We start from the raw sequence: 24,858 nt of genomic DNA, 5'->3' as shown, positions 1-24,858 counted from the left end.
CAGCCATGGAGGACATCAACGAGGCTCCCGAGTTCGACGAACCAGAGCCGCGCCAACTCAATGAGGACGACTACGACAAGCATCGCCTGGTAGACACCGGCCTGATCGCCGAGCCGCCGCATCCGGTGAACTGGAATCTGCTCACCGCCGACGAAGCCGGCGCCGAATGGATCGAACTCGACCAATGGGTGCACTGGCTCCGTCGCACGTACGGCCTTCCAGCTTCGGTGATCCCACCGTTCTGGTACCGACACCCTGAACTGCTGTGGGAACTGTCGGCTCTGCACCTGCATTGGCTGTGCGCCTACGACCCCGACCAGAACGGGTCTGCGCCTCTCGGGTGGCATCGCGACTTCGCTGACACTCGGCAACGGCTCCGCGATTGGGTTGCCGCTTCTGGGACCCGCCTGGATCGTGATCGCCCCACTCGGCAGACCACCTGGCCCGGCGAGGAACCCGGACCCGCGATCGATGATGTCGTGCTCGCAGACCGCTCGGCAGACTTCGAAGCGTTCGTGACCGCCGACGTCGCAAAACGGCAGGCGGCTGAGGATGAGTTCTACGCGAGTCTCGACGATGAACGTCCAACCGAGGATTGACGACGGCATCGGCAACGTCGAAACGCTGTGGTGTGCCAGGGACGTCGCCGAGTTCTTGAACGTCTCCCAGGCAACGCTCTCGCGTTGGCGCAGGGCGAAGGTCGGGCCGCCGTTTCTCCAGGTCGGCGGCATCTCCCGCTACAACCCGTCATCGGTGCGCGCGTGGGTCAAAGCGAACGAGCAGGCTCATGGCTGATCCACGCAACCGCCGCATGCCGCCGGTTGGAGTGAAACTCACCACCGACGTCGAGCGCCGCGTCGATGGATATCGGGCTCGCGTGCGCTGGACCGATCCCTCAACTCATAAACGAGTCGGCCGTGTCAGCCATGTAAGAACTGCGGAGGAGGTTGAGGAGTTCTTCGAGCAGATGCGGGCGGCGACCGAAACCGGCACCGACACCACCGTGACGCTGGCCGACTATGCGGCCTCGATCGGCGAGAGGTGGCAGCGGGGCCTCGACCCCACCTCCACCGCCGAGCTGTACGACACCGGGCTCCGGCTTCGCGTACTGCCAGCGCTCGGGCACATCCGGGTCGCGAAGATCACCGCCGGAATGATCGACCGCACCATCGACACCTGGGAGACGGAGCACTCCGCCTCGACCATCAAGAACTCCATCGCCCCACTCGTCCGGGTCCTAGACGAAGCCGTCCGCGACGACCTCATCTCCATCAACCCCGCCAAGCACCGCGCCCGCCGGAACCTCGGCAAAAACGTCACCCAGACCACCGGAGCGCTCCGACAGTACGCGCTCCCAGACCTCCAGACGTTGCAGAAGCTCGCGGCAGCCTGCGGGGAAGTGCACCAGTCCTACTCCGATCACGTCATGCTCGCCGCCCTCCTGGCAGCCCGCGGTTCCGAAGTCGCAGGACTGCGGGCAGGTGACGTGGACTGGGAAAACCGCATCGTTTGGATCAGACGCCAGCACTACCCCGGCAGAGGCGGTCTCGTCATCAAACAGACCAAAGGTCGCCGAGACCGCCCCGTCCCGATGCTCGACGCCCTCGAACCGATTCTCGGGCGTCTCACCGCAGACAAGAAGCCCGACGACCCGCTCCTGCGGGGGCCACGCGGCGGAGTCCTCACCACAGCCACCGTCCGCGACGCAACCCACTGGGACGACCTCGTGGCAAAGCTCGGCTTCGACAACCTCACCCGCCACGGGCTCCGCCACACCGGAGCAACCTGGATGGCCGACGCCGGCATCGCCCTCCACGTGCTCCAAGAGATCCTTGGACACCAGTCGATCGAGACCACCAAGGGCTACCTGCACCCCGACCACCGGCACCTCGCCGAAGCCGCCAGACAGGCCAACCAGTTCCTCTCCGCAGCACCCACGAGAAGGGACCCAATCCGCCGCGACGGACCCCACCTATGACCACCGCTGAACAGCCGCTCCGACCCTTCCAGAACGGGCCGGAGCATCGGCCTGCCCGGATTCTGGTCCACCTCATGGGCACCTATTGGTGCACCCCACGGGCGACGAGCTCGAAAGGGATTGGTCCACTTAGTCAGCGGAAGGCTCGAGCAGATCGAGCAAGTGGACCAGCCAGTGACCACATCCAGAAACGACGAAGCCCTGGTGAAAGTTACCTCTCACCAGGGCTTTTTGTCGGGATGACAGGATTTGAACCTGCGACCCCTTGACCCCCAGTCAAGTGCGCTACCAAGCTGCGCCACATCCCGTTGTTTAGTTTTCGAGCCATATTGCCGCTCCAACTCACCTGACCCCCAGTCAAGTGCGCTACCAAGCTGCGCCACAGCCCGTGGCAGTCCGGACCGTGGCCCGGGCAACTCGACTACCTTAGCGGATCGCGGTCCCGGAAGTGAAAACGAGCCTCCGCCCGCGCCCGTAGAATCACGGAGCGCGTGGGTCCGTCCGGACCGGCGGGGGTGGCGCGGACGACGGAGGAAGCAGTAGTGGACGCGCGGCAGAAGCGATCGCAGGTCTCCCTGCACCGAGCCATCATCGACCTGGCCACCGCCGGGGAGGTGTCCGGCCTCACCATCTCCGACATCACCGATCGCGCAGGCGTCAACCGCTCCACCTTCTACGCGCACGCCTCCTCGGCGGCCGAGCTGCTCTGTGCCGCCCTCAACGCCGAGCTCGACGCGATCCGGGACGACTACCTCGACACCCTCCGCGGTGGAGCGGCCACCGATACGACCATCCGCCAGGGCACGGCGAGGATCCTCGCGCACCTCGAGCTCCACCGCGACCTGTACATGCGGGCCTTCGATTCACCGGGCGGCGACTCCGGACTGCGCGCGATGCTCGCCGTGCACTTCCGCGCCGCGGTGATCGCCACGCTCGAGACGGGCACCCTCGACCTCCCGGAGAGCGAGGTCCTCGGCACCTTCCTCGCCGACGGGACCGCGTCCTTCCTCGCGGCGGGCTCGACCGGCCTCATGGAGGAGTGGCTGCGCCTCCCCGCGCCCCGCTCCCCCGACACGTACCTCGCCGCCTACCGCCGCCTCCTGCCGTCGTGGTGGCCGTTCGCCACTCAGGGCTGACCGGGAACCGGCCGATCCGTCACGGCGGGCTGCCTCAGCCGGCCGCGGACGACCGTTCGTGACGGATCGACTCCGGCGCAGGCACTGCCGGCGCGCAGAAATGCGTCCGGCTCGCGGGATCCGAGGATCCCCGCGAGCCGGACGCAGGACGACGAGCCGGAGCAGGCCGGCGAGAGCCGGAGCCCTCAGCGCACCCGCTTCTCGCGGACGCGCATGTTGACGTTCACCGGCGACCCCTCGAATCCGTAGATCTCGCGGAGGCGGCGCTGGATGTAGCGGCGGTAGCCCGGGTCGAGGAAGCCGGTCGTGAACAGCACGAATGTCGGCGGACGCGAGGACGCCTGCGTGCCGAACAGCACGCGCGGCTGCTTGCCGCCGCGCAGCGGGTGCGGGTGCGCCGCCGTGAGCTCCGCGAGGAACGCGTTGAACTTGCCGGTGGGGATGCGGGTGTCCCACGACTCGAGGGCGAGCTCGAGCGCGGGCACCAGCTTCTCGAGGTGGCGTCCGGTCCGGGCCGAGATGTTGACGCGCGGCGCCCACGCCACGTGGGCGAGGTCCTTCTCGATCTCGCGCTCGAGGTAGCGGCGGCGCTCGTCGTCGAGGAGGTCCCACTTGTTGAAGGCGAGGACGAGGGCGCGACCCGACTCGAGGACGAGGTCGATGATCCGCACGTCCTGCTCCGAGATCGGCTGCGAGACGTCGATCACGACGACCGCGACCTCCGCCTTCTCGAGCGCGGTCGAGGTGCGCAGCGACGCGTAGAAGTCGGCGCCCTGCTGGAGGTGCACGCGGCGGCGGATGCCGGCGGTGTCGACGAAGCGCCACACCTTGCCGGCGATCTCGACCTGCTCGTCGACCGGGTCGCGGGTGGTGCCGGCGAGCTCGTTGACGACGACCCGCTCCTCCCCCGCGGCCTTGTTCAGCAGGCTCGACTTGCCGACGTTCGGTCGGCCGAGGATCGCGACGCGGCGGGGGCCGCCGATCTCGCGCTTGGCGACGGCCGACTCGAGGGGCAGCTTCTTCAGCACCGTGTCGAGCAGGTCGGCGACACCGCGGCCGTGCACGGCCGAGACGGGGTACGGCTCGCCGAGGCCGAGCGACCACAGCGACGCGGCGTTGGGCTCCTGACGGGCGTCGTCGACTTTGTTGGCCGCGAGGAAGACGGGCTTCTTGGTCTTGCGCAGCAGCTTCACGACGTGCTCGTCGGTCGCGGTCGCGCCGACGTTCGCGTCGACGACGAAGATCACGGCGTCGGCGAGGTCGATCGCGATCTCGGCCTGCATCGCGACGGAGGCGTCGATGCCGCGGGCGTCGGGCTCCCAGCCGCCGGTGTCCACGATCGTGAACGCGCGGTCGAGCCACTCGGCCTTGTACGAGACGCGGTCACGGGTGACACCGGGGGTGTCCTCGACGACGGCCTCGCGGCGGCCGAGGATGCGGTTCACGAGCGCCGACTTGCCGACGTTCGGGCGGCCGACGATCGCCACGACCGGCAGCGCCGGCAGGTAGATCACCTCGTCGGAGTCGCCGCCCGCGTACTCGAGGAGGGTCAGGTCCTCGTCGTCGAGGTCGTAGTCCTGGAGTCCGCTGCGCAGCGCCTGCGCGCGGGAGGCGGCGAGCTGCTCGTCGAGGTCGCCGAGGCGCTCCACGAGGTCGTCGTCCGGGTAGTTCAGCTCGTCGTCACCGGCGCGTGTGTCCTGTGCCATGATCGGCCCTTGCTCTCGAAGATCGGACCTCGGCGATGACCGCATCGACGGTCTGCTCGAAGTCGAGGTGAGTGGAGTCGAGAAGAGTGACTCCTTCTGCGGCGTTCATGAAGTCGACCACCTGGGAGTCGGCGCGGTCCCTCGACCGCAGTGCCAGACCCGTAGCCTCAGCGGATTCCGTGGTGACTTCGCGCGAACGCCTCGCCATCCTAGCCTCTTCGCTCGCGGTGAGCAGGATCCGGACGGGAGCGGTGGGTGCGACGACCGTGGTGATGTCGCGTCCCTCGACGATGATCCCGGCCTTGCGGGTCTCGCCGATGATGCGGCGGAAGAGCAGCGTGATCCTCCGGCGCACCTCGGGCACCTTCGCCACGGCCGACACCTGGGCGGTGACGCGCGGCTCCCGGATCGCGGCCGTGACCTCGGTCCGCCCGACCCAGACCGAGTAGGTCTCGGGGTCGGTGCCGATGGAGTAGTCGAAGCCGTCGAGCGCGTCGACGACGGCGTTCTGGTCCGAGAAGTCGAGACCGATGTCGAGACCGTGCCACGCGAGCGCGCGGTAGGCGGCGCCCGTGTCGAGGAACTCGAAGTCGAGGCGGCGCGCGGCCTCCCGCGAGACGCTCGACTTGCCGCTGCCCGCGGGGCCGTCGACGGCGACGACGGTCGCGGCGCCGAAGTCGGCGGCCTCGTCGATCCGCGTGCCGCGCGTCCGCTCGACGGCGGAGCCGCCGTCCTCCGGGATGCTCTGCTGTGCGCGGCGGGCCGGGGTCATCCGGTTCAGTCCGCCGTCCTGCCTGTTCTGCTCGGTGCTCATACGCTCTCGGTGCTCATCTGCTCGGTGCTGGTCTGCTCGGTGCTGGTCGGCTCTGTGCTCGTCTGCTCTGTGCTCGCCCGGTCGATGCCGGAGGATCCTCGATGCGGCGCGGCGCTCATCCCGCGATCCGCCACCCGCGCGAGGTCAGCTCGTCCGTCAGCGGGCCGACCGCCTCGGGCACCACCGAGATCTCGGCGAGTCCCACCCGGCGCCCCTCCGCGTGCTCGAGGCGCACGTCCTCGAGGTTGACGCCGGCCTCGCCGATCTCGACCAGGAGGCGGGCGAGCGTCCCCGGGAGGTCGTCGATCAGGACGATCAGGGTCGAGAAGCGCTGGGCCTGCCCGTGCTTGCCCGGGAGGCGGGCGACGCCGGCGTTGCCCGCGGCGAGGTGCTCGGCGAGGAGGCGCCGCGCACCGGGCGCGTCGAGCTCGCGGAGCGCATCGGCCACGGCGGCGACGTCGTCGCGGAACGCGTCGAGCACCGAGACGACGTGGTCGCGGTTCGCTCCGAGGATCTGCACCCACAGCTCGGGGGCGGACGCGGCGAGTCGCGTCACGTCGCGGACGCCCTGACCCGCGAGCCGCAGGGCGTCGTCGGGGGCGTCCAGGAGGCGCTGCCCCAGCAGCGACGAGATCACCTGCGGCACGTGCGAGACGAGTCCGACCGAGAGGTCGTGCTCCTCCGGGTCCATCTCGACGATCGCCGCACCCAGGTCGAGCGCGAGCGCCTCCACGCGCGCGAGCGCCTCGGGAGTCGTCTCTCCGTCGCGGCACAGGACCCAGGGCCGCCCGACGAAGAGGTCGCCGCGGGCGGCGACCGGGCCACCGCGCTCGCGACCGGCCATCGGGTGCGACCCGATGTAGCGGACGAGGTCGACGCCGCGCGCCCGCAGCTCGCGCAGCGGCTGCATCTTCACACTGGCGACGTCGGTGACCACCGCGGTCGGGTGCGCGGCGAGCTCACGCTCGACGACGCTCGCGACCACGTCGGGCGGCACGCAGACGACGATCAGAGCGGGCTCGTCCTCGGCGGAGGCGGCACGGCCGGCCCCGTAGTCGATGGCGAGCGAGAGGCTGGCCGGGGAGGCGTCGTCGAGCACGACGTCGACGCCGCGCGAGGCGAGACCGAGGCCGATGGAGGCGCCGAGGAGTCCCGAGCCGACCACGCGCACCGTCCCCGTCGTCCGCATCGCGGGCGGGGCGGGGTGCAGCAGCTCGTTCACCCCGACAGCCTACCGATCAGGTCGTCGCTGCTTGTCGACGCCCGAGCGACGCGGAGGAGAGTCGCGCCGATCGCCGCCTGTGGAGGAGGTCCGAGCACGCTGCCGGTCGTCCCGTGCAGGCCGATCGTCCCGTGCAGGCCGATCGTCCCGTGCAGGCCGGTCGTCCCGCGCAGGCCGGTCGGAACGTGCCGGCCGAGCTGCCCGAGGCTTCTCCTCGGCACTCGCCTGCCGGCTCGTCGACGGAGCCTCGCCGCCCTGCCGCGAGATCGTGAGCAGTGCGCCGAGCTCCGCCCGGGTGAGATCGCGCAGATCCCCCGAGCGCAGGGTGCCGAGGTGCAGCGGCCCGAACTGGCGCCGCACCAGCTCGATGACCGGGTGGCCGACCTCGGCCATCATCCGGCGGACGATGCGGTTGCGCCCCGAGTGCAGTGTGATCTCGACGAGCGACGCGTTCGAGCGGCCCTCCGGCCGGCCGAGCAGGCGCGCCTTATCGGCCGCGATCGGGCCGTCCTCGAGCTCGATGCCGGCGGTCAGCGCCGCGATCGTCTGCGGCAGCACCTGGCCGTGCACCTTGGCGATGTAGGTCTTCGTCACGCCGAACGACGGGTGCGCGAGCACGTGCGCCAGCTCGCCGTCGTTGGTGAGCACCAGCAGCCCCGAGGTCTCGGCGTCGAGTCGGCCGACGTTGAACAGCCGCTCCTCGAAGTTCTGCGTGTAGGTGCGCAGGTCGGGCCGGCCGTTCTCGTCCGCCAGCGAGCTGACGACCCCGATCGGCTTGTTCAGCATCACGTAGCGGCGCGAGGTGTCCAGCTGCACGGCGACTCCGTCGACCTCGATGAGGTCGGCTGCGGGATCGATGCGCCGACCGAGCTCGGCGGCCACCTCGCCGTTCACGCGGATCCGCCGCGCGACGATCATCTCCTCGACGACGCGCCGGGAGGCGACCCCCGCTGCGGCGAGGACCTTCTGCAGGCGCTCGCCCTCGCTGCTAGCCGAGTTGACCATCGAATCCGTCCCGTCCGTCGCTCAGAAGTGGTGAGATCTTCGGCAGCTCATCGAGCGAGGTGAGGCCGAGGTGCACGAGCAGCTGCTCGGTGGTGCCGTAGAGGATCGCGCCCGTCTCCGGGTCGTTGCCGATCTCGGCGATCAGACCGCGACCGAGCAGGGTGCGTGCCACGGAGTCGACGTTGACCGCGCGGATCTGCGCCACCTGACCGCGCGAGATCGGCTGCTTGTAGGCGATCACGGCGAGGGTCTCGAGCGCCGCCTGCGACAGCTTCGTCGGGTTCTGCGTCAGCACGAAGTCCGAGACCACGGGGTCGTACTCGCGGCGGACGTAGACCCGCCACCCGCCGCCGACCTCGCGCAGCTCGAAGCCGCGACGCACTCCCCCGGTCTCCCCGTCGAAGTCGGCGACGAGCCGCTCGATCGACTGGCGCACCACGGCGATCGGACGGGAGAGCGCGGTCGCGAGCGCGACGAGCGACTGCGGTTCGTCGGCGACCATGAGGATCGCCTCGATCGCGCGATCGATCTCGAACGCGACGGTGCCGGCGCCTGTGTCAGCCGTCATAGTCCGCCCCCAGGTGGGCCAGGCTCGCGTCCGACCACGACTCGGCGACCCACTGCAGCGTGAGCTCGCCGAGCGGCTCCGGCTGCTCGAACGCGATCGCCGCGTGACGGTAGAGCTCGAGCACCGCGATGAAGCGGGCGACGACGACGCCCTTCTCCCCTGCGTCCGCGATGAGCTCGCGGAACGTGGCCGTCGTGCGCTCGCGGAGCACGCGGACGAGGTGGGCGGCCTGCTCGCGGATGCTGATCAGCGGAGCGTGCAGGTGATCCAGTCCGACCGTCGGGATCTCGCGGGGCGCGAGGGCGAGGGCCGCGAGGGCCGAGAAGTCCTCCGCCGAGAGCGTCCAGACCAGCTCCGGCTTCTTCGCGCGGAACTCCTCCTCGAGCGGGACCTGGCGCACGTGCCGCGCCGTCTCGATCTCCATCCGCTCGGCGATCCAGGCCGAGACCTGCTTGAACGCGCGGTACTGCAGGAGCCGGGCGAACAGCAGATCGCGCGCCTCGAGCAGGGCGGCGTCCTCCGCGTCGACGAGCTCGCCCTGCGGCAGGAGCCCGGCGATCTTCAGGTCCAGGAGGGTCGCGGCGACGACCAGGAACTCCGAGGCGCGGTCGAGGCCCTCCAGGGTGTCGATCCCGTGCAGGTACGAGAGGAACTCGTCCGTCACCGCGCTCAGCGCGATCTCGGTGATGTCGACCTGCTGCTTCGCGATCAGGCTGAGGAGCAGGTCGAACGGCCCCTCGAAGTTGGACAGTGCGACCCGGAAGCCGCCCTCGGCCGGCGGCGCCTCGAGGACGACCTCAGGCGACCGCGCCACGCGAGATCAGCTCCCTGGCGAGCTTGCGGTACGCCTTCGCGGCGTTGTGCTCCGGCGCGAACTGCGTGATCGGCACCCCCGAGACGCTGGCGTCGGGGAACTTGACCGTGCGCCCGATGACGGTCTCGAGCACGCTGTCGCCGAAGGCGTCCACGACGCGGTCGAGGACCTCGCGCGAGTGCAGCGTGCGCGAGTCGTACATCGTGGGCAGGATGCCGTCGAGCTCGATCACCGGATTGAGGCGGTCGCGCACCTTGTCGATCGTCTCGATCAGGAGGGCCACACCGCGCAGGGCGAAGAACTCGCACTCGAGCGGGATCAGCACGCCGTGGCTCGCGGTGAGCGCGTTCACGGTGAGCAGGCCGAGCGAGGGCTGGCAGTCGATGAGGATGACGTCGTAGTCGGCGCTCACCTTGCGGAGGACCCGGGCGAGGATCTGCTCGCGGGCGACCTCGTTGACGAGGTGGACCTCGGCGGCCGAGAGGTCGATGTTGGCCGGGATGATGTCGAGCCCGGGCACGTTCGTCGACTGGATCGCCTCGGCCGGGTCCTTCACCGTGCCGAGGAGGAGGTCGTAGACGGTGATCGCGTCGTAGGTCGCGACGCCGAGGCCGGCCGAGAGCGCGCCCTGCGGGTCGAAGTCGATCGCCAGCACGCGGCGGCCGTACTCGGCCAGCGTCGCGCCCAGGTTGATGGTCGTCGTCGTCTTGCCGACGCCGCCCTTCTGGTTGCAGAGCGAGATGATGCGCGCGGGCCCGTGCCCGGTGAGCTCGACCGGCAGCGGGAAGTCGCGCAGGGGGCGGCCCGTCGGGCCGAGCGTCGGGGCTTCGAGACCGGTGAGCTCGGCCTTGTCGTCCGTCTTGCGTGTCACCTGCGTCGCCTCGCTTCCGTGTCGGCATGCGCTCCCGCGCGGCCTGCATCGAGTGTACCGGCGCCCCTGCCGCCCGCCGTTCCGCCCCGCCGTGCCCGGCCGAGGGCCTCAGCGCCGTGCCCGCGGATGAGCCGTCGTGTACACGTCGCGCAGCGAGTCCGCCGTCACCAGCGTGTAGATCTGCGTCGTCGCGACGGAGGCGTGCCCGAGCAGCTCCTGCACCACCCGCACGTCCGCCCCGCCCGCGAGCAGGTGCGTCGCGAAGGAGTGCCGGAACGTGTGCGGCGAGATCTCGCGGTCGAGCCCCGCCTTCCCGGCGACTGCGCGGATCACGAGCCACGCGCTCTGCCGGGACAGCCTGCTCCCCCGCACACCGAGGAACAGCGCCGGAGTCGCGCGCCCGCGCCGCGACAGCTCGGGCCGAGCGCGCACCAGGTAGTCGTCGACGGCCTCGCGCGCGAAGCGGCCGAGCGGCACCATCCGCTGCTTCGAGCCCTTGCCGGTCAGCCGCACGACCTCGGCGTCGAACACGTCGTCGACGTTGAGGTCGACGGCCTCCGAGATGCGCGCGCCCGTGGCGTAGAGCAGTTCGAGGAGTGCCCTGTCGCGCAGGTCGGCGAGCTCCTCACCGCGGGCCGCGTCGAGCAGTGCGGCCATCTGCTCGACCGTGATCGCCTTCGGCAGCGTCATCGGGAGCTTCGGAGGCACGACGTCGTGGGCGACGTCGTCGGCGACGATCCCCTCCTCGAGCGCGAACCGGTGCAGCCCGCGCACGCTCGAGAGGATCCGCGCCCGCGACGACGCGGCGAGCGGCCGCTCGGTCCGGGCCGCGAGCCAGGAGGCGAAGGCGCCGACGTCCGCGCGCCGCAGGGTCGCGAGATCGTCCACACCCTGCTCGCCCAGCCAGCCGAGGTACAGCTCGAGATCGCGGCGGTACGCGGCGATCGTGTGGGCCGACAGCCCGCGCTCGACGCTCGACTGGCGCAGGAACGCGTCGGCGCACGCGCGAGGCGTCACCCCCGGCGGGCCCGCGGGTGCCGCGTCCACGGCGAGGCGGCGTCCCCGAGCCCCGCCCAGCCGCGGGCGCGGAAGGCGTGGGCGGCGAGGACCGCGATCGTCAGCGAGGGGTTCTGCACGCGGCGCGCGAGCACGGCGTCGACGGCCTCGTCCAGGTCGACCCAGCGCAGTTCCATGTCGGCCTCCTCCGCCTCGCGCTCGAAGACGGAGTCGGTGGCAGAGAGGTCGCGGGCGAGGTAGATCCGGATCGCCTCGTCGCTGCCGCCGGGCGAGGTCGCGAACTCCGAGAGCAGATCCCAGCGGCCGGCCTGCAGGTCGGTCTCCTCGGCCAGCTCGCGCTGGGCGGCGAGGAGGGCGTCCTCCCCCTCGATGTCGAGGAGCCCCGCGGGGATCTCCCACTCGCGGGAGCGGACGGGGTGGCGGTACTGCTTGATCAGCGCGACGCGATCGCGCTCGTCGATCGCGAGGACGGCGACCGCTCCCGTGTGGTCGAGGAACTCCCGGCGCAACACGTCTGCGCCGTAGCGGAACGTCTCGGCGCGCACGCCCCAGACCATCCCGTCGAAGACGCGCTCGCTGGTGAGGATCTCGGGCTCGACGCGCTCGTCGGCCAGCGGCTCACTCATCGGCGCCGGCCTCGGACGCCGGGAACAGGCGCGACGACTCCTGACGCTCGAGCGCCGCCGTCACGAGTCCCCGGAACAGCGGGTGGGCGTTGTTCGGGCGCGAGCGCAGCTCCGGGTGCGCCTGGGTGCCGACGTAGTAGGGGTGCTTGTCGCGCGGCAGCTCGACGTACTCGACGAGGTGCCCGTCGGGCGAGGTGCCCGAGAACCAGAGTCCGGCCTCGGCGATGCGGTCGCGGTAGCGGTTGTTGACCTCGTAGCGGTGGCGGTGGCGCTCGGCGGCCTGCGGGGCGCCGTAGACGTCGGCGACGATCGACCCCTCGGCGAGGTCGGCGGTGTAGAGGCCGAGCCGCATCGTTCCGCCCATGTCGCCGGAGGCGAGGATCTCGACCTGCTCGGCCATCGTCGCGATCACGGGGAACTCGGTCTCCGGGTCGAACTCCGACGAGGAGGCGCCCTCGAGTCCCGCTTCGTTCCGCGCGTACTCGATGACCATGCACTGGAGCCCGAGGCACAGGCCCAGCGTCGGGATGCCGTTCTCGCGGGCGAACCGCAGGGCTCCGAGCTTGCCCTCGATGCCGCGGATGCCGAAGCCGCCGGGCACGCAGATGCCGTCGAGCTCGGAGAGGGTCTTCGCGGCCGCCTCCGGGTCCTCGAGTCCGTCCGAGGCGATCCAGCGGATGGCGACCTTCGTCTGCTGGGCGAAGCCGCCGGCGCGCAGCGCCTCCGTCACCGAGAGGTAGGCGTCGGGCAGGTCGATGTACTTGCCGACCAGGCCGATGGTCACCTCGTGCTTGGGCTCGTGCACCGCCTCGAGCAGCTTCGACCAGCCGTCCCAGACGACCTCGCCGGCGGGCAGTCCGAGCTGGTCGATGATGTAGGAGTCGAGCCCCTGCTCGTTGAGCATCTCCGGGATCTCGTAGATCGAGGCGACGTCCTTCGCGTTCACCACGGCCTGCTCGTCGACGTCGCACATCAGCGCGATCTTGCGCTTGTTCGACTCCGAGACGGGGCGGTCGCTGCGCAGCACGAGAGCGTCGGGCTGGATGCCGATGGAGCGCAGGGCCGCGACGGAGTGCTGCGTCGGCTTGGTCTTCTGCTCGCCGGAGGCGCCCATGAACGGCACCAGCGAGACGTGCACGAAGAACACGTTGCGGCGGCCGAGCTCGTGGCGCACCTGGCGCGCCGACTCGATGAACGGCTGGCTCTCGATGTCGCCGACGGTGCCGCCGATCTCGGTGATGATCACGTCGGGCTGGGGGTCGTCCTCGGCCTGGAGGCGCATGCGGCGCTTGATCTCGTCGGTGATGTGCGGGATGACCTGCACCGTGTCGCCGAGGTACTCGCCGGCCCGCTCGCGGGCGATGACGCGCGAGTAGATCTGCCCGGTCGTGACGTTCGCGGCCTGGTTGAGGTTGATGTCGAGGAAGCGCTCGTAGTGGCCGATGTCGAGGTCGGTCTCGGCGCCGTCGTCGGTCACGAAGACCTCGCCGTGCTGGAACGGGTTCATCGTCCCCGGATCCACGTTGAGGTAGGGGTCGAGCTTCTGCATCACGACGCGCAGTCCGCGCGCGGTGAGCAGGTTGCCGAGGCTGGCGGCCGTGAGCCCCTTGCCGAGCGACGAGACGACTCCGCCGGTGACGAAGATGTGCTTCGTGACCTTCGTCGATCCGGCCGAAGAGGAGCCGGAGGCGTCAGGAGTAGAAGAGGAAGGGCCCGAGTTCGAAATGTCCACCACGGGCTTCCACCCTAACAGCGAATCGCAGGCGGGTCGCCGACGGCGCCCGAATCAGCGCAGCCGACTCGTCTCCAGGAGCTCGCGGGCATGGGCGAGCGCGTTCTCGGAGTCGGTCAGGCCCGAGAGCAGGCGCGCCATCTCGGACACGCGCTCCTCGGCCTCCAGCTGCGTCACCGCGCTCGAGGTCACGGAGCCGTCCGACCCCTTCTCGACGCGGAGATGGTTCGTCGCGAACGCGGCGACCTGCGCGAGGTGCGTCACCACGATCACCTGCGAGGTCTCGGCGAGCCGCGCGAGGCGCCTCCCGATCTCGATCGCCGCCGCTCCGCCGACTCCGGCGTCCACCTCGTCGAAGACGAACGTCGGCACGGGGTCGTTGGCCGCGACGACGACCTCGATCGCGAGCATCACCCGCGAGAGCTCGCCCCCGGAGGCCCCGCGCGCGAGCGGCCTGGGCGTCGCCCCGCTGTGCGGCTGCAGCAGCATCTCGACCGCGTCCCGGCCGTGCGCGGTCGGCTCGCTCGTGCTGGTCACCTGCACGCGGAGGCGCGCATCGGCCATCGCGAGCGCGGTCAGCTCGTCGCTCACCCGCTCCCCCAGCTCCTGGGCCGCGGCGGTGCGAAGAGCGGTGAGCCGGTCGGCGAGCCGCTCGACCAGATCGGCGTCGGCCGCGGTGTCCGACTCGAGGGCCGCGATCCGCTCGTCGTCGCCGTCGAGTTCCAGCAGGCGCAGTCCCGAGGAGTCGACGAGGTCGAGGACGTCGTCGAGCGTGGGCCCATAGGTCCTGGCCAGCGCCGAGAGCTCGGCGCGCCGGTTCTCGATCAGCTCGAGATCGTGCGCCCCGTCGAGATCGAGTTCGGCCAGGTACGACGAGAGGCTCCCCGCGGCGTCGACAAGCAGCACGGAGGCCTCGTCGAGCGTCTGGACGGTCGGCAGCAGGGCGGCGTCGTGCTCGGCGGCGCGCTCGAGCACCCGCCGGGCGGCGTCGAGCAGGCCGACGGCGTCGCGGCCGTCGAGCTCCTCCGACGAGATCGCCTCGCGGGCCTCGCCCGCCGAGAGCCGCAGCTGCTCGATGCTGCCGAGCCGCTCCGACTGCGCGGCGAGCTCCACGTCCTCCCCGCGCTGCGGGGCGACGACCTCGATCTCGGCCAGGGCGCTCCGGAGGCGCTCCGCCTCGCGCGCACGCGCCTCCCGTGCCATGGTCAGCTCGTCCAGCTCCTCGCGGTTGGCGCGCCAGCGCTCGAAGGCGGATCCGTAATCGCGCAGCGCCGCCGCGAGCTCCTGACCGCCGAAGCGGTCGAGCGCGTCGCGCTGAGCCGCCGCCGACCGCAGCCGGATCTGGTCCGACTGCCCGTGCACGACGACGAGCTGGTCCGCGAGCTCGCTCAGCACGCTGACGGGCGCACTGCGACCGCCGACCACCGCGCGGCCGCGGCCCTCCGCCGAGACGGAGCGGGCCAGCAGCAGCTCCGGCCCGTCGAGGTCGCCGCCGGCGTCGCGGACGCGATCGGCGACGGCACCGTCCTCGGGCACCAGCCAGCGGCCCGACACCCAGGCCTGGGCGCTCCCCGCCCTGACGGCGGAGGCGTCCGACCGCGCACCGAGCACGAGCCCGAGCGCGGTCACGACCATGGTCTTGCCGGCGCCGGTCTCACCGGTGACGGCCGTGAACCCCGGGCCGAGCGGAAGGGTGGCCTCGGCGATGACGCCGAGATCCCTGATCTGCAGTTCCTCGAGCACGGCTCTACTCCGTCTCGGCCGACCCGCGCCAGCCGCGGATGGGCAGTTGGAACTTGTGCACGAGGCGATCGGTGAACGGTGCGTCGTGGAGGCGGGCGAAGCGCACCGGCTCGGGTGAGCGGCGGAAGACGACCCGGGCTCCCGGGGGCAGCTCGTACGTCCTCCGGCCGTCGGCCCAGAGCACGCCGACCCCGTCGGTGCGCTCCTTCACCTCGACCGCGAGACTCGACTCCGGCCCGACGACGAGCGGGCGCGCGAACAGCGCGTGAGCGCTGAGCGGCACCAGGAGCATCGCCTCCAAGGTCGGCCAGACCACCGGCCCCCCGCCCGAGAAGGCGTACGCGGTGGATCCGGTCGGAGTGGAGACGACGATCCCGTCGCAGCCGAAGCTCGAGAGCGGACGGCCGTCGACGCCGACCATGACCTCGAGCATCCGCTCGCGGCTCCCCTTCTCGACCGTCGCCTCGTTCAGGGCCCAGGTCTCGTAGACGACGATGTCGTCGATCTTCACGCGGACCTGCAGCGCCAGGCGCTCCTCGACGCGGTAGTCGCCGTCGAGCGCGCGCGCCACGGCGTCGTCCAGATCGTCCCTCTCGCTCTCGGCGAGGAATCCGACGTGCCCGAGGTTCACGCCCAGCAGCGGGGCCGTCCCCGAGCGGGCGATCTCGGCCGCGCGCAGGATGGTGCCGTCACCCCCCAGGACGAACACGAGCTCGACGGAGGCCAGCTCCACATCGACACCGAGCACGGCGACGTCGGACAGCTCGGGGGACGCGGCGACGATGTCGCCCTTGTCGTCTCCGCAGAGCACCGGGTGAGCACCCGAGTTCCGGAGGCGGCGCACGACGAGGACCGCGGCTTCGAGGGAGTCCGCCCGACCGGTGTGGGCGACGACGAGGATGTGGCGCTCGTCAGGAGGGGACTGCATCGAGAGGGTGTCCTTCGGTACTGGTCGAACGGTGGGGGTCGACGGCGGCGGACACGGTCGCGTCATCCGGTGGTGAGCGCGGAGACCGCGTCCCTCCATTCTGTCGGAATCGTTCCGCGGTCGCGGTGGAGGTGCGCGAGATACTCGTGATTCCCAGCGCTCCCCAGCAGAGGCGAGGCGGCGAGCCCGACGACACCGAGCCCGACGTCCCAGGCCGACCAGAGCACGTCCGAGAGCGCCTCCCTGCGGAGCTCCGGATCGCGCACGATCCCCTCCTTGATCCCGGTGCGGCCGACCTCGAACTGCGGCTTGATCAGCACGACGAAGTCGGCGCCGGGGTCGACGGAGGAGGCGACCGCCGGCAGGATCATCGCCAGCGAGATGAAGGAGACGTCCGAGACCACGAGGTCGGGAGGCACGGACGAGCCCGAGGCGGCGGCCAGCGACTCCGCCGTCATGTCCCGGGCGTTGAAGCCCTCGACGACGTGGACGCGATCGTCCGACCTGATCCGCGGTGCGAGCTGCGCGTGTCCGACATCGAGAGCGATCACGGACGCGGCGCCGCGCTCCAGGAGCACCTGCGAGAAGCCGCCGGTCGAGGCCCCGACATCGAGAGCGCGGGAGCCGGCGACGCGCACCGTGGGGAAGCTCTCGAGCGCACCGAGCAGCTTGTGCGCGGCCCGGCTCACGTAGTGATCGAGGCCGGCGACGGCGACGTCCTGGTCGGCGCGGACGCGGACCGACGCCTTGGGCGCCGGCACGCCGTCGACGGTGACCAGCCCGTCGGCGATGAGGCGAGCCGCATGGGTGCGGGAGCGCGCGATCCCGCGCTCGGCCAGAGCGGTGTCGAGACGGAGGTCATCGGACTCGCTCATCGTCGGGAGTCCCCGCCCTCGAGGCGGACGCGGAGTCTCTCCTGGAGCTCCGAGTACGAGGCGGCTCTGCTCTGCAGAGGCTGGTCCTCGATCACCTCGAGGCGGTCGACGAGACCGTCGATCGCGTCCGCTGGAGTCTCCTGCTCGTCCGTCATCGCACCTCGCCCTTCGAGAACCACGTCTCTTCGAGAACCACGTCCCGCTCCATCCTTCCGCGCTCGTCATCGAGTGCGGAGTCGGTCGCGCGGAATCGCTGGTTAAACAGCGATGGCCACCCATTTCTGGGTGGCCATCGTGAATGGTGTCCGGCGGTGTCCTACTCTCCCACAGGGTCCCCCCTGCAGTACCATCGGCGCTGAGAGTCTTAGCTTCCGGGTTCGGAATGTGACCGGGCGTTTCCCTCTCGCTATGGCCGCCGTAACCCTGGCGACACACCAGCCCCAAAGGCCGATGGTCAAATCTGGGGTTACACGCCGTGCGTGTATTCAATTATGTTCCACACTCCCGCAAAGGGTTGTGTGGGGTGCCCGTCTTCTGGGAACCACAAAGTGGACGCAAGCAATCTCTGACCACTCCTACCAGCCTTTACAACGGTATGAGTGTAGTGATTATCAAGTTATCGGCTTATTAGTACCGGTCAGCTCCGACAGTCTTTAGTCCTGTCTTCCACATCCGGCCTATCAACCCAGTCGTCTGGCTGGGAGCCTCTCCCCCGAAGGGATGGAAATCTCATCTCGAAGCCGGCTTCCCGCTTAGATGCTTTCAGCGGTTATCCGTTCCGAACGTAGCTAATCAGCGGTGCTCCTGGCGGAACAACTGACACACCAGAGGTTCGTCCATCCCGGTCCTCTCGTACTAGGGATAGATCTTCTCAAATTTCCTGCGCGCGCAGCGGATAGGGACCGAACTGTCTCACGACGTTCTAAACCCAGCTCGCGTACCGCTTTAATGGGCGAACAGCCCAACCCTTGGGACCTACTCCAGCCCCAGGATGCGACGAGCCGACATCGAGGTGCCAAACCATGCCGTCGATATGGACTCTTGGGCAAGATCAGCCTGTTATCCCCGAGGTACCTTTTATCCGTTGAGCGACAGCGCTTCCACAAGCCACTGCCGGATCACTAGTCCCGACTTTCGTCCCTGCTCGACTTGTCAGTCTCACAGTCAAGCTCCCTTGTGCACTTACACTCGCCACCTGATTGCCAACCAGGTTGAGGGAACCTTTGGGCGCCTCCGTTACTCTTTAGGAGGCAACCGCCCCAGTTAAACTACCCATCAGGCACTGTCCCTGAACCCGATCAGGGTTCGAAGTTAGATATCCAGAGTGACCAGAGTGGTATTTCAACAATGACTCCACGAACACTAGCGTGCCCGCTTCACAGTCTCCCACCTATCCTACACAAGCCACACCGAACACCAATACCAAACTATAGTAAAGGTCACGGGGTCTTTCCGTCCTGCTGCGCGTAACGAGCATCTTTACTCGTAATGCAATTTCGCCGAGTTCGCGGTTGAGACAGCTGGGAAGTCGTTACGCCATTCGTGCAGGTCGGAACTTACCCGACAAGGAATTTCGCTACCTTAGGATGGTTATAGTTACCACCGCCGTTTACTGGGGCTTAAATTCTCAGCTTCGCCTTGCGGCTAACCGTTCCTCTTAACCTTCCAGCACCGGGCAGGCGTCAGTCCGTATACATCGTCTTGCGACTTAGCACGGACCTGTGTTTTTAGTAAACAGTCGCTTCCCACTGGTCTCTGCGGCCATCGAACGCTCCCGGAGCAAGTCCGTTCACGCCTCAGGCCCCCCTTCTCCCGAAGTTACGGGGGCATTTTGCCGAGTTCCTTAACCACGATTCTCTCGATCTCCTTAGTATTCTCTACCTGACCACCTGAGTCGGTTTGGGGTACGGGCAGCTAGAACCTCGCGTCGATGCTTTTCTTGGCAGCATAGGATCACCGATTTCGACTTGCGTCTACCCATCAGATCTCAGGCTGTGTGAACGACGGATTTGCCTATCGTTCGCCCTACATCCTTAGACCGGGACAACCATCGCCCGGCTCGGCTACCTTCCTGCGTCACACCTGTTAATACGCTAAACGCACCAGCATGGGGTCGTACGCTAGGCCCAACGCTTCACCCCGAAGGGATCCATCAAAGGGATTCAGATACTTAGCACTACTGGATTGTCTTGGGCGGTTCTTCGCCGGTACGGGAATATCAACCCGTTGTCCATCGACTACGCCTGTCGGCCTCGCCTTAGGTCCCGACTTACCCAGGGAAGATTAGCTTGACCCTGGAACCCTTGGTCTTCCGGAGGACGGGTTTCTCACCCGTCTTTCGCTACTCATGCCTGCATTCTCACTCGTGTGGCGTCCACGGCTGGTTCACACCGCCGCTTCACTCGCCACACGACGCTCTCCTACCCATCAACACGGCTGGACCACGAAGGCCTACCACTAATGTCAATGCCACAACTTCGGTGGCGTGCTTGAGCCCCGTTACATTGTCGGCGCGGAATCACTTGACCAGTGAGCTATTACGCACTCTTTCAAGGGTGGCTGCTTCTAAGCCAACCTCCTGGTTGTCTGTGCAACTCCACATCCTTTCCCACTTAGCACGCGCTTAGGGACCTTAGTTGGTGGTCTGGGTTGTTTCCCTCTCGACTATGAAGCTTATCCCCCACAGTCTCACTGCTGCGCTCTCACTTACCGGCATTCGGAGTTTGGCTGACGTCAGTAAGCTTTTGGGCCCCATCGGCCATCCAGTAGCTCTACCTCCGGCAAGAAACACGCAACGCTGCACCTAAATGCATTTCGGAGAGAACCAGCTATCACGAAGTTTGATTGGCCTTTCACCCCTATCCACAGCTCATCCCCTCCATTTTCAACTGAAGTGGGTTCGGTCCTCCACGACGTCTTACCGTCGCTTCAACCTGGCCATGGATAGATCACTTCGCTTCGGGTCTAGACCCTGCGACTGAATCGCCCTATTCGGACTCGCTTTCGCTACGGCTGCCCCACTCGGGTTAACCTCGCCACAGAGCACTAACTCGCAGGCTCATTCTTCAAAAGGCACGCCGTCACCCCTACAAGGAGGCTCCGACGGTTTGTAAGCAAACGGTTTCAGGTACTATTTCACTCCCCTCCCGGGGTACTTTTCACCTTTCCCTCACGGTACTTGTCCGCTATCGGTCATCTGGGAGTATTTAGGCTTATCAGGTGGTCCTGACGGATTCACACGGGATTTCTCGGGCCCCGTGCTACTTGGGATACTCTTCACGCCATAACACCATTTCGACTACGGGGCTCGCACCCGCTCTGGCCAGGCATTCAAACCTGTTCGTCTATGATGCGCTGTAACGTTCCGTGCTCGGCAGAACACGACGAAAAGTCCCACAACCCCGACCATGCAACCCCTGCCGGGTATCACACATGGCTCGGTTTAGCCTCTTCCGCGTTCGCTCGCCACTACTAACGGAATCACTGTTGTTTTCTCTTCCTGTGGGTACTGAGATGTTTCACTTCCCCACGTTCCCTCTACCCGCCCTATATATTCAGGCGGGAGTCACCAGGTCACCACAAGGGGCCTGGCGGGGTTTCCCCATTCGGAAATCCTCGGATCACAGCTCGTTTATCAGCTCCCCGAGGCTTATCGCAGATTACGACGTCCTTCTTCGGCTCCAGATGCCAAGGCATTCACCGTTTGCTCTTATGAACTTGCTAATCACATGAGTTAAGAAACTACAACTCGAAAAGTTGCAGATCCAATGATTTGCATGACCGCAGCCCGAAAGCCGCGCCATGCGAATCTTGTCGATCCGACACCTGCAAGGGTGCCGAATCTAAGATGCTCGCGTCCACTGTGTAGTTCTCAAAATACGGGCGGTATCCCTCCCCCATGCACCCAGGCATGAGAAAAGGATCCAGAAGGTTCAGACCCGAGCTGCTCCCGAAGAAGCAGCCGGCCCGGTCCCTCAGGACCCAACAGCGTGCATGTACCCGACTCCACCCGTCCGTGCGTTCCCAACCCGAAGGCTGTACTGACACGAGACGAATCTCACCGAGCACCTAGTTCAATGTTCCACCCATGAGCTACCAGCAAAGACATTCGCTTTGATCTGGCGCCTGGAACCGACACGCTCCGAGGAGCGCCGTGTCCAGATGCTCCTTAGAAAGGAGGTGATCCAGCCGCACCTTCCGGTACGGCTACCTTGTTACGACTTAGTCCTAATCACCGATCCCACCTTCGACAGCTCCCTCCTTGCGGTTAGGCCACTGGCTTCGGGTGTTACCGACTTTCATGACTTGACGGGCGGTGTGTACAAGGCCCGGGAACGTATTCACCGCAGCGTTGCTGATCTGCGATTACTAGCGACTCCGACTTCATGAGGTCGAGTTGCAGACCTCAATCCGAACTGAGACCGGCTTTTTGGGATTCGCTCCACCTTGCGGTATCGCAGCCCTTTGTACCGGCCATTGTAGCATGCGTGAAGCCCAAGACATAAGGGGCATGATGATTTGACGTCATCCCCACCTTCCTCCGAGTTGACCCCGGCAGTCTCCTATGAGTTCCCACCATGACGTGCTGGCAACATAGAACGAGGGTTGCGCTCGTTGCGGGACTTAACCCAACATCTCACGACACGAGCTGACGACAACCATGCACCACCTGTATACCGACCTTGCGGGGCAACCATTTCTGGAAGTTTCCGGTATATGTCAAGCCTTGGTAAGGTTCTTCGCGTTGCATCGAATTAATCCGCATGCTCCGCCGCTTGTGCGGGCCCCCGTCAATTCCTTTGAGTTTTAGCCTTGCGGCCGTACTCCCCAGGCGGGGCGCTTAATGCGTTAGCTGCGACACGGAAACCGTGGAAAGGTCCCCACATCTAGCGCCCAACGTTTACGGCATGGACTACCAGGGTATCTAATCCTGTTCGCTCCCCATGCTTTCGCTCCTCAGCGTCAGTTACGGCCCAGAGAACTGCCTTCGCCATCGGTGTTCCTCCTGATATCTGCGCATTCCACCGCTACACCAGGAATTCCATTCTCCCCTACCGCACTCTAGTCTGCCCGTACCCACTGCAGGCCCGAGGTTGAGCCTCGGGTTTTCACAGCAGACGCGACAAACCGCCTACGAGCTCTTTACGCCCAATAATTCCGGACAACGCTTGCACCCTACGTATTACCGCGGCTGCTGGCACGTAGTTAGCCGGTGCTTTTTCTGCAGGTACCGTCAAACCGAAGTCCTTCTTCCCTACTAAAAGAGGTTTACAACCCGAAGGCCGTCATCCCCCACGCGGCGTTGCTGCATCAGGCTTTCGCCCATTGTGCAATATTCCCCACTGCTGCCTCCCGTAGGAGTCTGGGCCGTGTCTCAGTCCCAGTGTGGCCGGTCACCCTCTCAGGCCGGCTACCCGTCGTCGCCTTGGTGAGCCATTACCTCACCAACAAGCTGATAGGCCGCGAGTCCATCCTTGACCGAAAAACTTTCCACCCGCACCCGATGCCGGGGCAGGTCGTATCCGGTATTAGACGCCGTTTCCAGCGCTTATCCCAGAGTCAAGGGCAGGTTACTCACGTGTTACTCACCCGTTCGCCACTAATCCACCCAGCAAGCTGGGCTTCATCGTTCGACTTGCATGTGTTAAGCACGCCGCCAGCGTTCGTCCTGAGCCAGGATCAAACTCTCCGTAAAAAAATTACGACAACCAACCCCGAAGAGAAGGAAGTCAAGTTTGACCTCTAGCAAATAAGACGTCATTACTGACATCAATTTCCAAAGGAACCCAACCAATCAACCGAATCAACCCCGAAAGGCTGAAACAGAATCAATGGCCGAGGTTATATAATTTGGCATTGAACATAGTGCACGCTGTTGAGTTCTCAAGAATCGGACACACCCCGCCTCCACGCCCAAAGAAAGCGCTTCACAACGAGAGTGATCGAAGAGTGTTGCATCAGGAGCCGAGGCTCTTGATTTGATTGTGGCTGCCGTTCAGGCTACGTTTGTCAGAACCGAAGTTCTTTGCGCCGCCGTGGCAACTTGTATAAGTTAGCACATCCGCAGGCCGTGTCAAGTCGGCGTCTTCGTGATGCTCAGCGCCGCGATCCGAGGATCTGAGCGCCGCATCGTGCTGAACGAGGAGCGTGAAGCTCTGCGTGCCGCACCGAAGCCCGGACCAGAGGTCCAGCGGAGGCTTTACATCGTACGCTCACGATCCGTCACCATCAAGAGGCGAACCTCTAACAGGATGTGGAGTGAGGGGATGGTCCCCGCTTGAGGTGGGCCAGCGGGTCTCGACGCTCTGCGTCCGACTCTCGCTCGCCGCTCCTTTGGGGTGACGAGGAGTTACATTACGTCGATGTTTCGCGGGGCTGCAAATCGCTCGCGTCCCGGGCGTGTCGCCGCGGGGCTCCTACTGGACGAACGCGCCGGCGAAGCTCTTCTTGCCCCGGCGCAGCACCGCGATGCCGTCGATCAGGGGGAGGTCGCCCAGCACGAGCGACTCCTCCGCGACCACCTCGTTGTTCACCGAGAGCCCGCCCTGGGCCAGTGCGCGTCGCGCCTCCCCGAGGCTCGCGACGAGTCGCGTCTCGAGGAACGCCTGCAGCACCGGCGTGCCGGGCTCGACCTCCACGGTCGGGACCGCGTCGAGCGCACCCCGGAGGATCACCGGGTCGATCCCACTCAGCGAACCGCGCCCGAACAGCGCGGCCGATGCGTCGACCACGGCCTGCGTCACCGCGTCACCGTGGACGAGCGACGTCACCTCCCACGCGAGGGCGCGCTGCGCCTCCCGCTTGAACGGAGCCTCGACGGCGGCCTGCTCGAGCCGCTCGATCTCGGCGCGGGTGAGGAAGGTGAAGGTCTTGAGGCGGTCGACCGCATCGCGATCGTCCGTGTTGAGCCAGAACTGGTAGAACGCGTACGGGCTCGTGAGCTCCGGGTCGAGCCAGACGGCGTTGCCCTCGCTCTTGCCGAACTTGGTCCCATCGCTGTTCATCACCAGAGGCGTCCCGATCGCGTGGACCGACACCCCCTCCGCGCGGTGGATCAGATCCGTCCCGCTCGTGAGGTTGCCCCACTGGTCGCTGCCGCCGGTCTGCAGGACGCAGCCGTACTGGCGGTACAGCTCGAGGAAGTCCATCCCCTGCAGGATCTGGTAGCTGAACTCGGTGTAGCTGATCCCCGCGTCCGAGTTCAGGCGGGCGCTGACCGCGTCCTTCTTCAGCATCGTGCCGACCCGGAAGTGCTTGCCGATCTCGCGGAGGAAGTCGATCGCCGAGAGCGGAGCCGTCCAGTCGAGGTTGTTCACCAGGCGCATCGCGTTCTCGCCGTCGACCGCCAGGAAGCGCGACACCTGCGCCTGGAGGCGGACCACCCAGTCGTGCACGGTCTCGCGGGAGTTCAGGGTGCGCTCGGCCGTGGGCCGGGGATCGCCGATCAACCCGGTCGATCCGCCCACGAGACCGAGGGGCCGGTGGCCGGCGAGCTGCAGGCGGCGCATCAGGATCAGCTGCACGAGGTTGCCGAGGTGCAGGCTGGGCGCCGTGGGGTCGAACCCGCAGTAGTAGGTGATCGGCTCGCCGGCGAGGAGGGCGCGCAGGGCGACCGGGTCGGTGGAGACGTGCACGGAGCCCCGCCAGAGCAGCTCGTCCCAGACGGTGTCGAAGGACTCGTCCAGGGCGGGAGTCGTCGAGGATCCTCGGGTCTGCTCGTCTGTCACCCTCTGAGGGTAGCGCGGCGCAGCGGTCCGCCCGGGTTCGAATGAAGCTCAGAGGCTTGATTGTCTGAGATCAAGTCCTGATACTTGATGGAGGAG

General features: G+C 67.0%; 19 protein-coding genes, 1 tRNA gene, 3 rRNA genes and 1 pseudogene. 4 read left to right on the top strand and 20 right to left on the bottom strand.

The genetic code is table 11. The features are described from left to right. Positions 1 to 5: 5 nt before the first annotated feature. From GSU68_RS07020 to GSU68_RS07010, 3 genes are read left to right on the top strand one after another with little or no spacing between them, the layout of a single operon-like run. A complete protein-coding gene (locus GSU68_RS07020) occupies positions 6 to 599 on the top strand; it encodes a hypothetical protein (protein WP_159906752.1) in 594 nt (197 codons plus the stop codon). Continuing rightward, positions 577 to 795, top strand: coding sequence for a helix-turn-helix domain-containing protein (locus GSU68_RS07015; RefSeq protein ID WP_159906750.1), 219 nt, complete (start codon positions 577 to 579; stop codon positions 793 to 795). The genes GSU68_RS07020 and GSU68_RS07015 overlap by 23 nt, the downstream gene beginning before the upstream one ends. After that, positions 788 to 1,978 carry a tyrosine-type recombinase/integrase gene (locus tag GSU68_RS07010; RefSeq protein ID WP_167305280.1) on the top strand — a complete coding sequence of 397 codons (1,191 nt, stop codon included), beginning with the start codon at positions 788 to 790 and terminating at the stop codon, positions 1,976 to 1,978. Before GSU68_RS07015 ends, GSU68_RS07010 begins: the two co-directional genes overlap by 8 nt. A 234-nt stretch (positions 1,979 to 2,212) precedes the next feature. Here the strand turns inward: GSU68_RS07010 and GSU68_RS07005 are convergent. Continuing rightward, positions 2,213 to 2,286, bottom strand: a tRNA-Pro gene (locus GSU68_RS07005). A 234-nt stretch (positions 2,287 to 2,520) separates the two neighbouring features. Here GSU68_RS07005 and GSU68_RS07000 point away from each other — a divergent pair. Then, positions 2,521 to 3,114, top strand: a complete 594-nt coding sequence (locus GSU68_RS07000) for a TetR-like C-terminal domain-containing protein (protein ID WP_159906748.1) — start codon at positions 2,521 to 2,523, stop codon at positions 3,112 to 3,114. A 185-nt stretch (positions 3,115 to 3,299) separates the two neighbouring features. On the opposite strand, the gene der is transcribed toward GSU68_RS07000, so the two are convergent. The 19 genes and pseudogenes from der to tyrS form a co-directional block, all read right to left on the bottom strand. Beyond that, positions 3,300 to 4,820 (bottom strand): ribosome biogenesis GTPase Der, encoded by a 1,521-nt coding sequence (der, locus tag GSU68_RS06995; RefSeq protein WP_159906746.1) that lies wholly within the window; start codon positions 4,818 to 4,820, stop codon positions 3,300 to 3,302. Then, entirely contained in the window at positions 4,795 to 5,634 is an 840-nt protein-coding gene (cmk, locus tag GSU68_RS06990; RefSeq protein WP_244259421.1) for a (d)CMP kinase, read from the bottom strand. The genes der and cmk overlap by 26 nt, the downstream gene beginning before the upstream one ends. After that, a complete protein-coding gene (locus GSU68_RS20045; protein WP_279631059.1) occupies positions 5,631 to 5,753 on the bottom strand; it encodes a hypothetical protein in 123 nt (40 codons plus the stop codon). The genes cmk and GSU68_RS20045 overlap by 4 nt, the downstream gene beginning before the upstream one ends. Further along, positions 5,750 to 6,823, bottom strand: a complete 1,074-nt coding sequence (locus GSU68_RS06985; protein WP_159910170.1) for a prephenate dehydrogenase — start codon at positions 6,821 to 6,823, stop codon at positions 5,750 to 5,752. Before GSU68_RS06985 ends, GSU68_RS20045 begins: the two co-directional genes overlap by 4 nt. 288 nt (positions 6,824 to 7,111) lie before the next feature. Continuing rightward, positions 7,112 to 7,861, bottom strand: a pseudogene (locus tag GSU68_RS06980) (pseudouridine synthase); the annotation flags it as partial. After that, on the bottom strand, positions 7,845 to 8,429 hold the full coding sequence (gene scpB / locus GSU68_RS06975; protein WP_159906742.1) for an SMC-Scp complex subunit ScpB: 585 nt from the start codon (positions 8,427 to 8,429) through the stop codon (positions 7,845 to 7,847). The pseudogene GSU68_RS06980 and the gene scpB, both read right to left, overlap by 17 nt. Next, entirely contained in the window at positions 8,419 to 9,243 is an 825-nt protein-coding gene (locus tag GSU68_RS06970) for a ScpA family protein (protein WP_159906740.1), read from the bottom strand. The genes scpB and GSU68_RS06970 overlap by 11 nt, the downstream gene beginning before the upstream one ends. After that, the gene (locus tag GSU68_RS06965) at positions 9,227 to 10,114 is read right to left on the bottom strand and encodes a ParA family protein (RefSeq protein ID WP_159906738.1); all 888 of its coding nucleotides are present in this window, start codon (positions 10,112 to 10,114) and stop codon (positions 9,227 to 9,229) included. Before GSU68_RS06965 ends, GSU68_RS06970 begins: the two co-directional genes overlap by 17 nt. A 108-nt stretch (positions 10,115 to 10,222) precedes the next feature. After that, positions 10,223 to 11,161, bottom strand: coding sequence for a site-specific tyrosine recombinase XerD (xerD, locus tag GSU68_RS06960; protein ID WP_208544662.1), 939 nt, complete (start codon positions 11,159 to 11,161; stop codon positions 10,223 to 10,225). Then, the gene (locus tag GSU68_RS06955) at positions 11,128 to 11,757 is read right to left on the bottom strand and encodes an NUDIX hydrolase (protein ID WP_159906736.1); all 630 of its coding nucleotides are present in this window, start codon (positions 11,755 to 11,757) and stop codon (positions 11,128 to 11,130) included. The genes xerD and GSU68_RS06955 overlap by 34 nt, the downstream gene beginning before the upstream one ends. Then, positions 11,750 to 13,402 carry a CTP synthase gene (locus GSU68_RS06950; protein ID WP_244259468.1) on the bottom strand — a complete coding sequence of 551 codons (1,653 nt, stop codon included), beginning with the start codon at positions 13,400 to 13,402 and terminating at the stop codon, positions 11,750 to 11,752. The genes GSU68_RS06955 and GSU68_RS06950 overlap by 8 nt, the downstream gene beginning before the upstream one ends. 141 nt (positions 13,403 to 13,543) lie before the next feature. Then, entirely contained in the window at positions 13,544 to 15,232 is a 1,689-nt protein-coding gene (gene recN, locus GSU68_RS06945; protein WP_159906732.1) for a DNA repair protein RecN, read from the bottom strand. 4 nt (positions 15,233 to 15,236) lie between these two features. Next, the gene (locus tag GSU68_RS06940; protein WP_159906730.1) at positions 15,237 to 16,160 is read right to left on the bottom strand and encodes an NAD kinase; all 924 of its coding nucleotides are present in this window, start codon (positions 16,158 to 16,160) and stop codon (positions 15,237 to 15,239) included. A gap of 62 nt (positions 16,161 to 16,222) precedes the next feature. Further along, positions 16,223 to 17,035 carry a TlyA family RNA methyltransferase gene (locus GSU68_RS06935; protein WP_159906728.1) on the bottom strand — a complete coding sequence of 271 codons (813 nt, stop codon included), beginning with the start codon at positions 17,033 to 17,035 and terminating at the stop codon, positions 16,223 to 16,225. Beyond that, positions 17,032 to 17,190 carry a hypothetical protein gene (locus tag GSU68_RS19620; RefSeq protein ID WP_167305279.1) on the bottom strand — a complete coding sequence of 53 codons (159 nt, stop codon included), beginning with the start codon at positions 17,188 to 17,190 and terminating at the stop codon, positions 17,032 to 17,034. Before GSU68_RS19620 ends, GSU68_RS06935 begins: the two co-directional genes overlap by 4 nt. Positions 17,191 to 17,338: 148 nt before the next feature. Continuing rightward, a 5S ribosomal RNA gene (rrf, locus tag GSU68_RS06930) occupies positions 17,339 to 17,455 on the bottom strand. 187 nt (positions 17,456 to 17,642) lie between these two features. Then, positions 17,643 to 20,758, bottom strand: a 23S ribosomal RNA gene (locus GSU68_RS06925). Positions 20,759 to 21,207: 449 nt separating this feature from the next. Continuing rightward, a 16S ribosomal RNA gene (locus GSU68_RS06920) occupies positions 21,208 to 22,730 on the bottom strand. The 16S, 23S and 5S rRNA genes sit together here, the layout of an rRNA operon. A gap of 721 nt (positions 22,731 to 23,451) precedes the next feature. Beyond that, positions 23,452 to 24,762, bottom strand: coding sequence for a tyrosine--tRNA ligase (tyrS, locus tag GSU68_RS06915; protein ID WP_159906726.1), 1,311 nt, complete (start codon positions 24,760 to 24,762; stop codon positions 23,452 to 23,454). Between the last annotated feature and the right edge of the window lie 96 nt (positions 24,763 to 24,858).

The organism is Rathayibacter sp. VKM Ac-2759, assembly GCF_009834225.1.
In the GTDB taxonomy this organism is placed as follows: Bacteria; Actinomycetota; Actinomycetes; order Actinomycetales; family Microbacteriaceae; genus Rathayibacter.
Note: the sequence above shows the minus strand (reverse complement) of the source record. Positions and strands in the feature narration are given on the sequence as shown.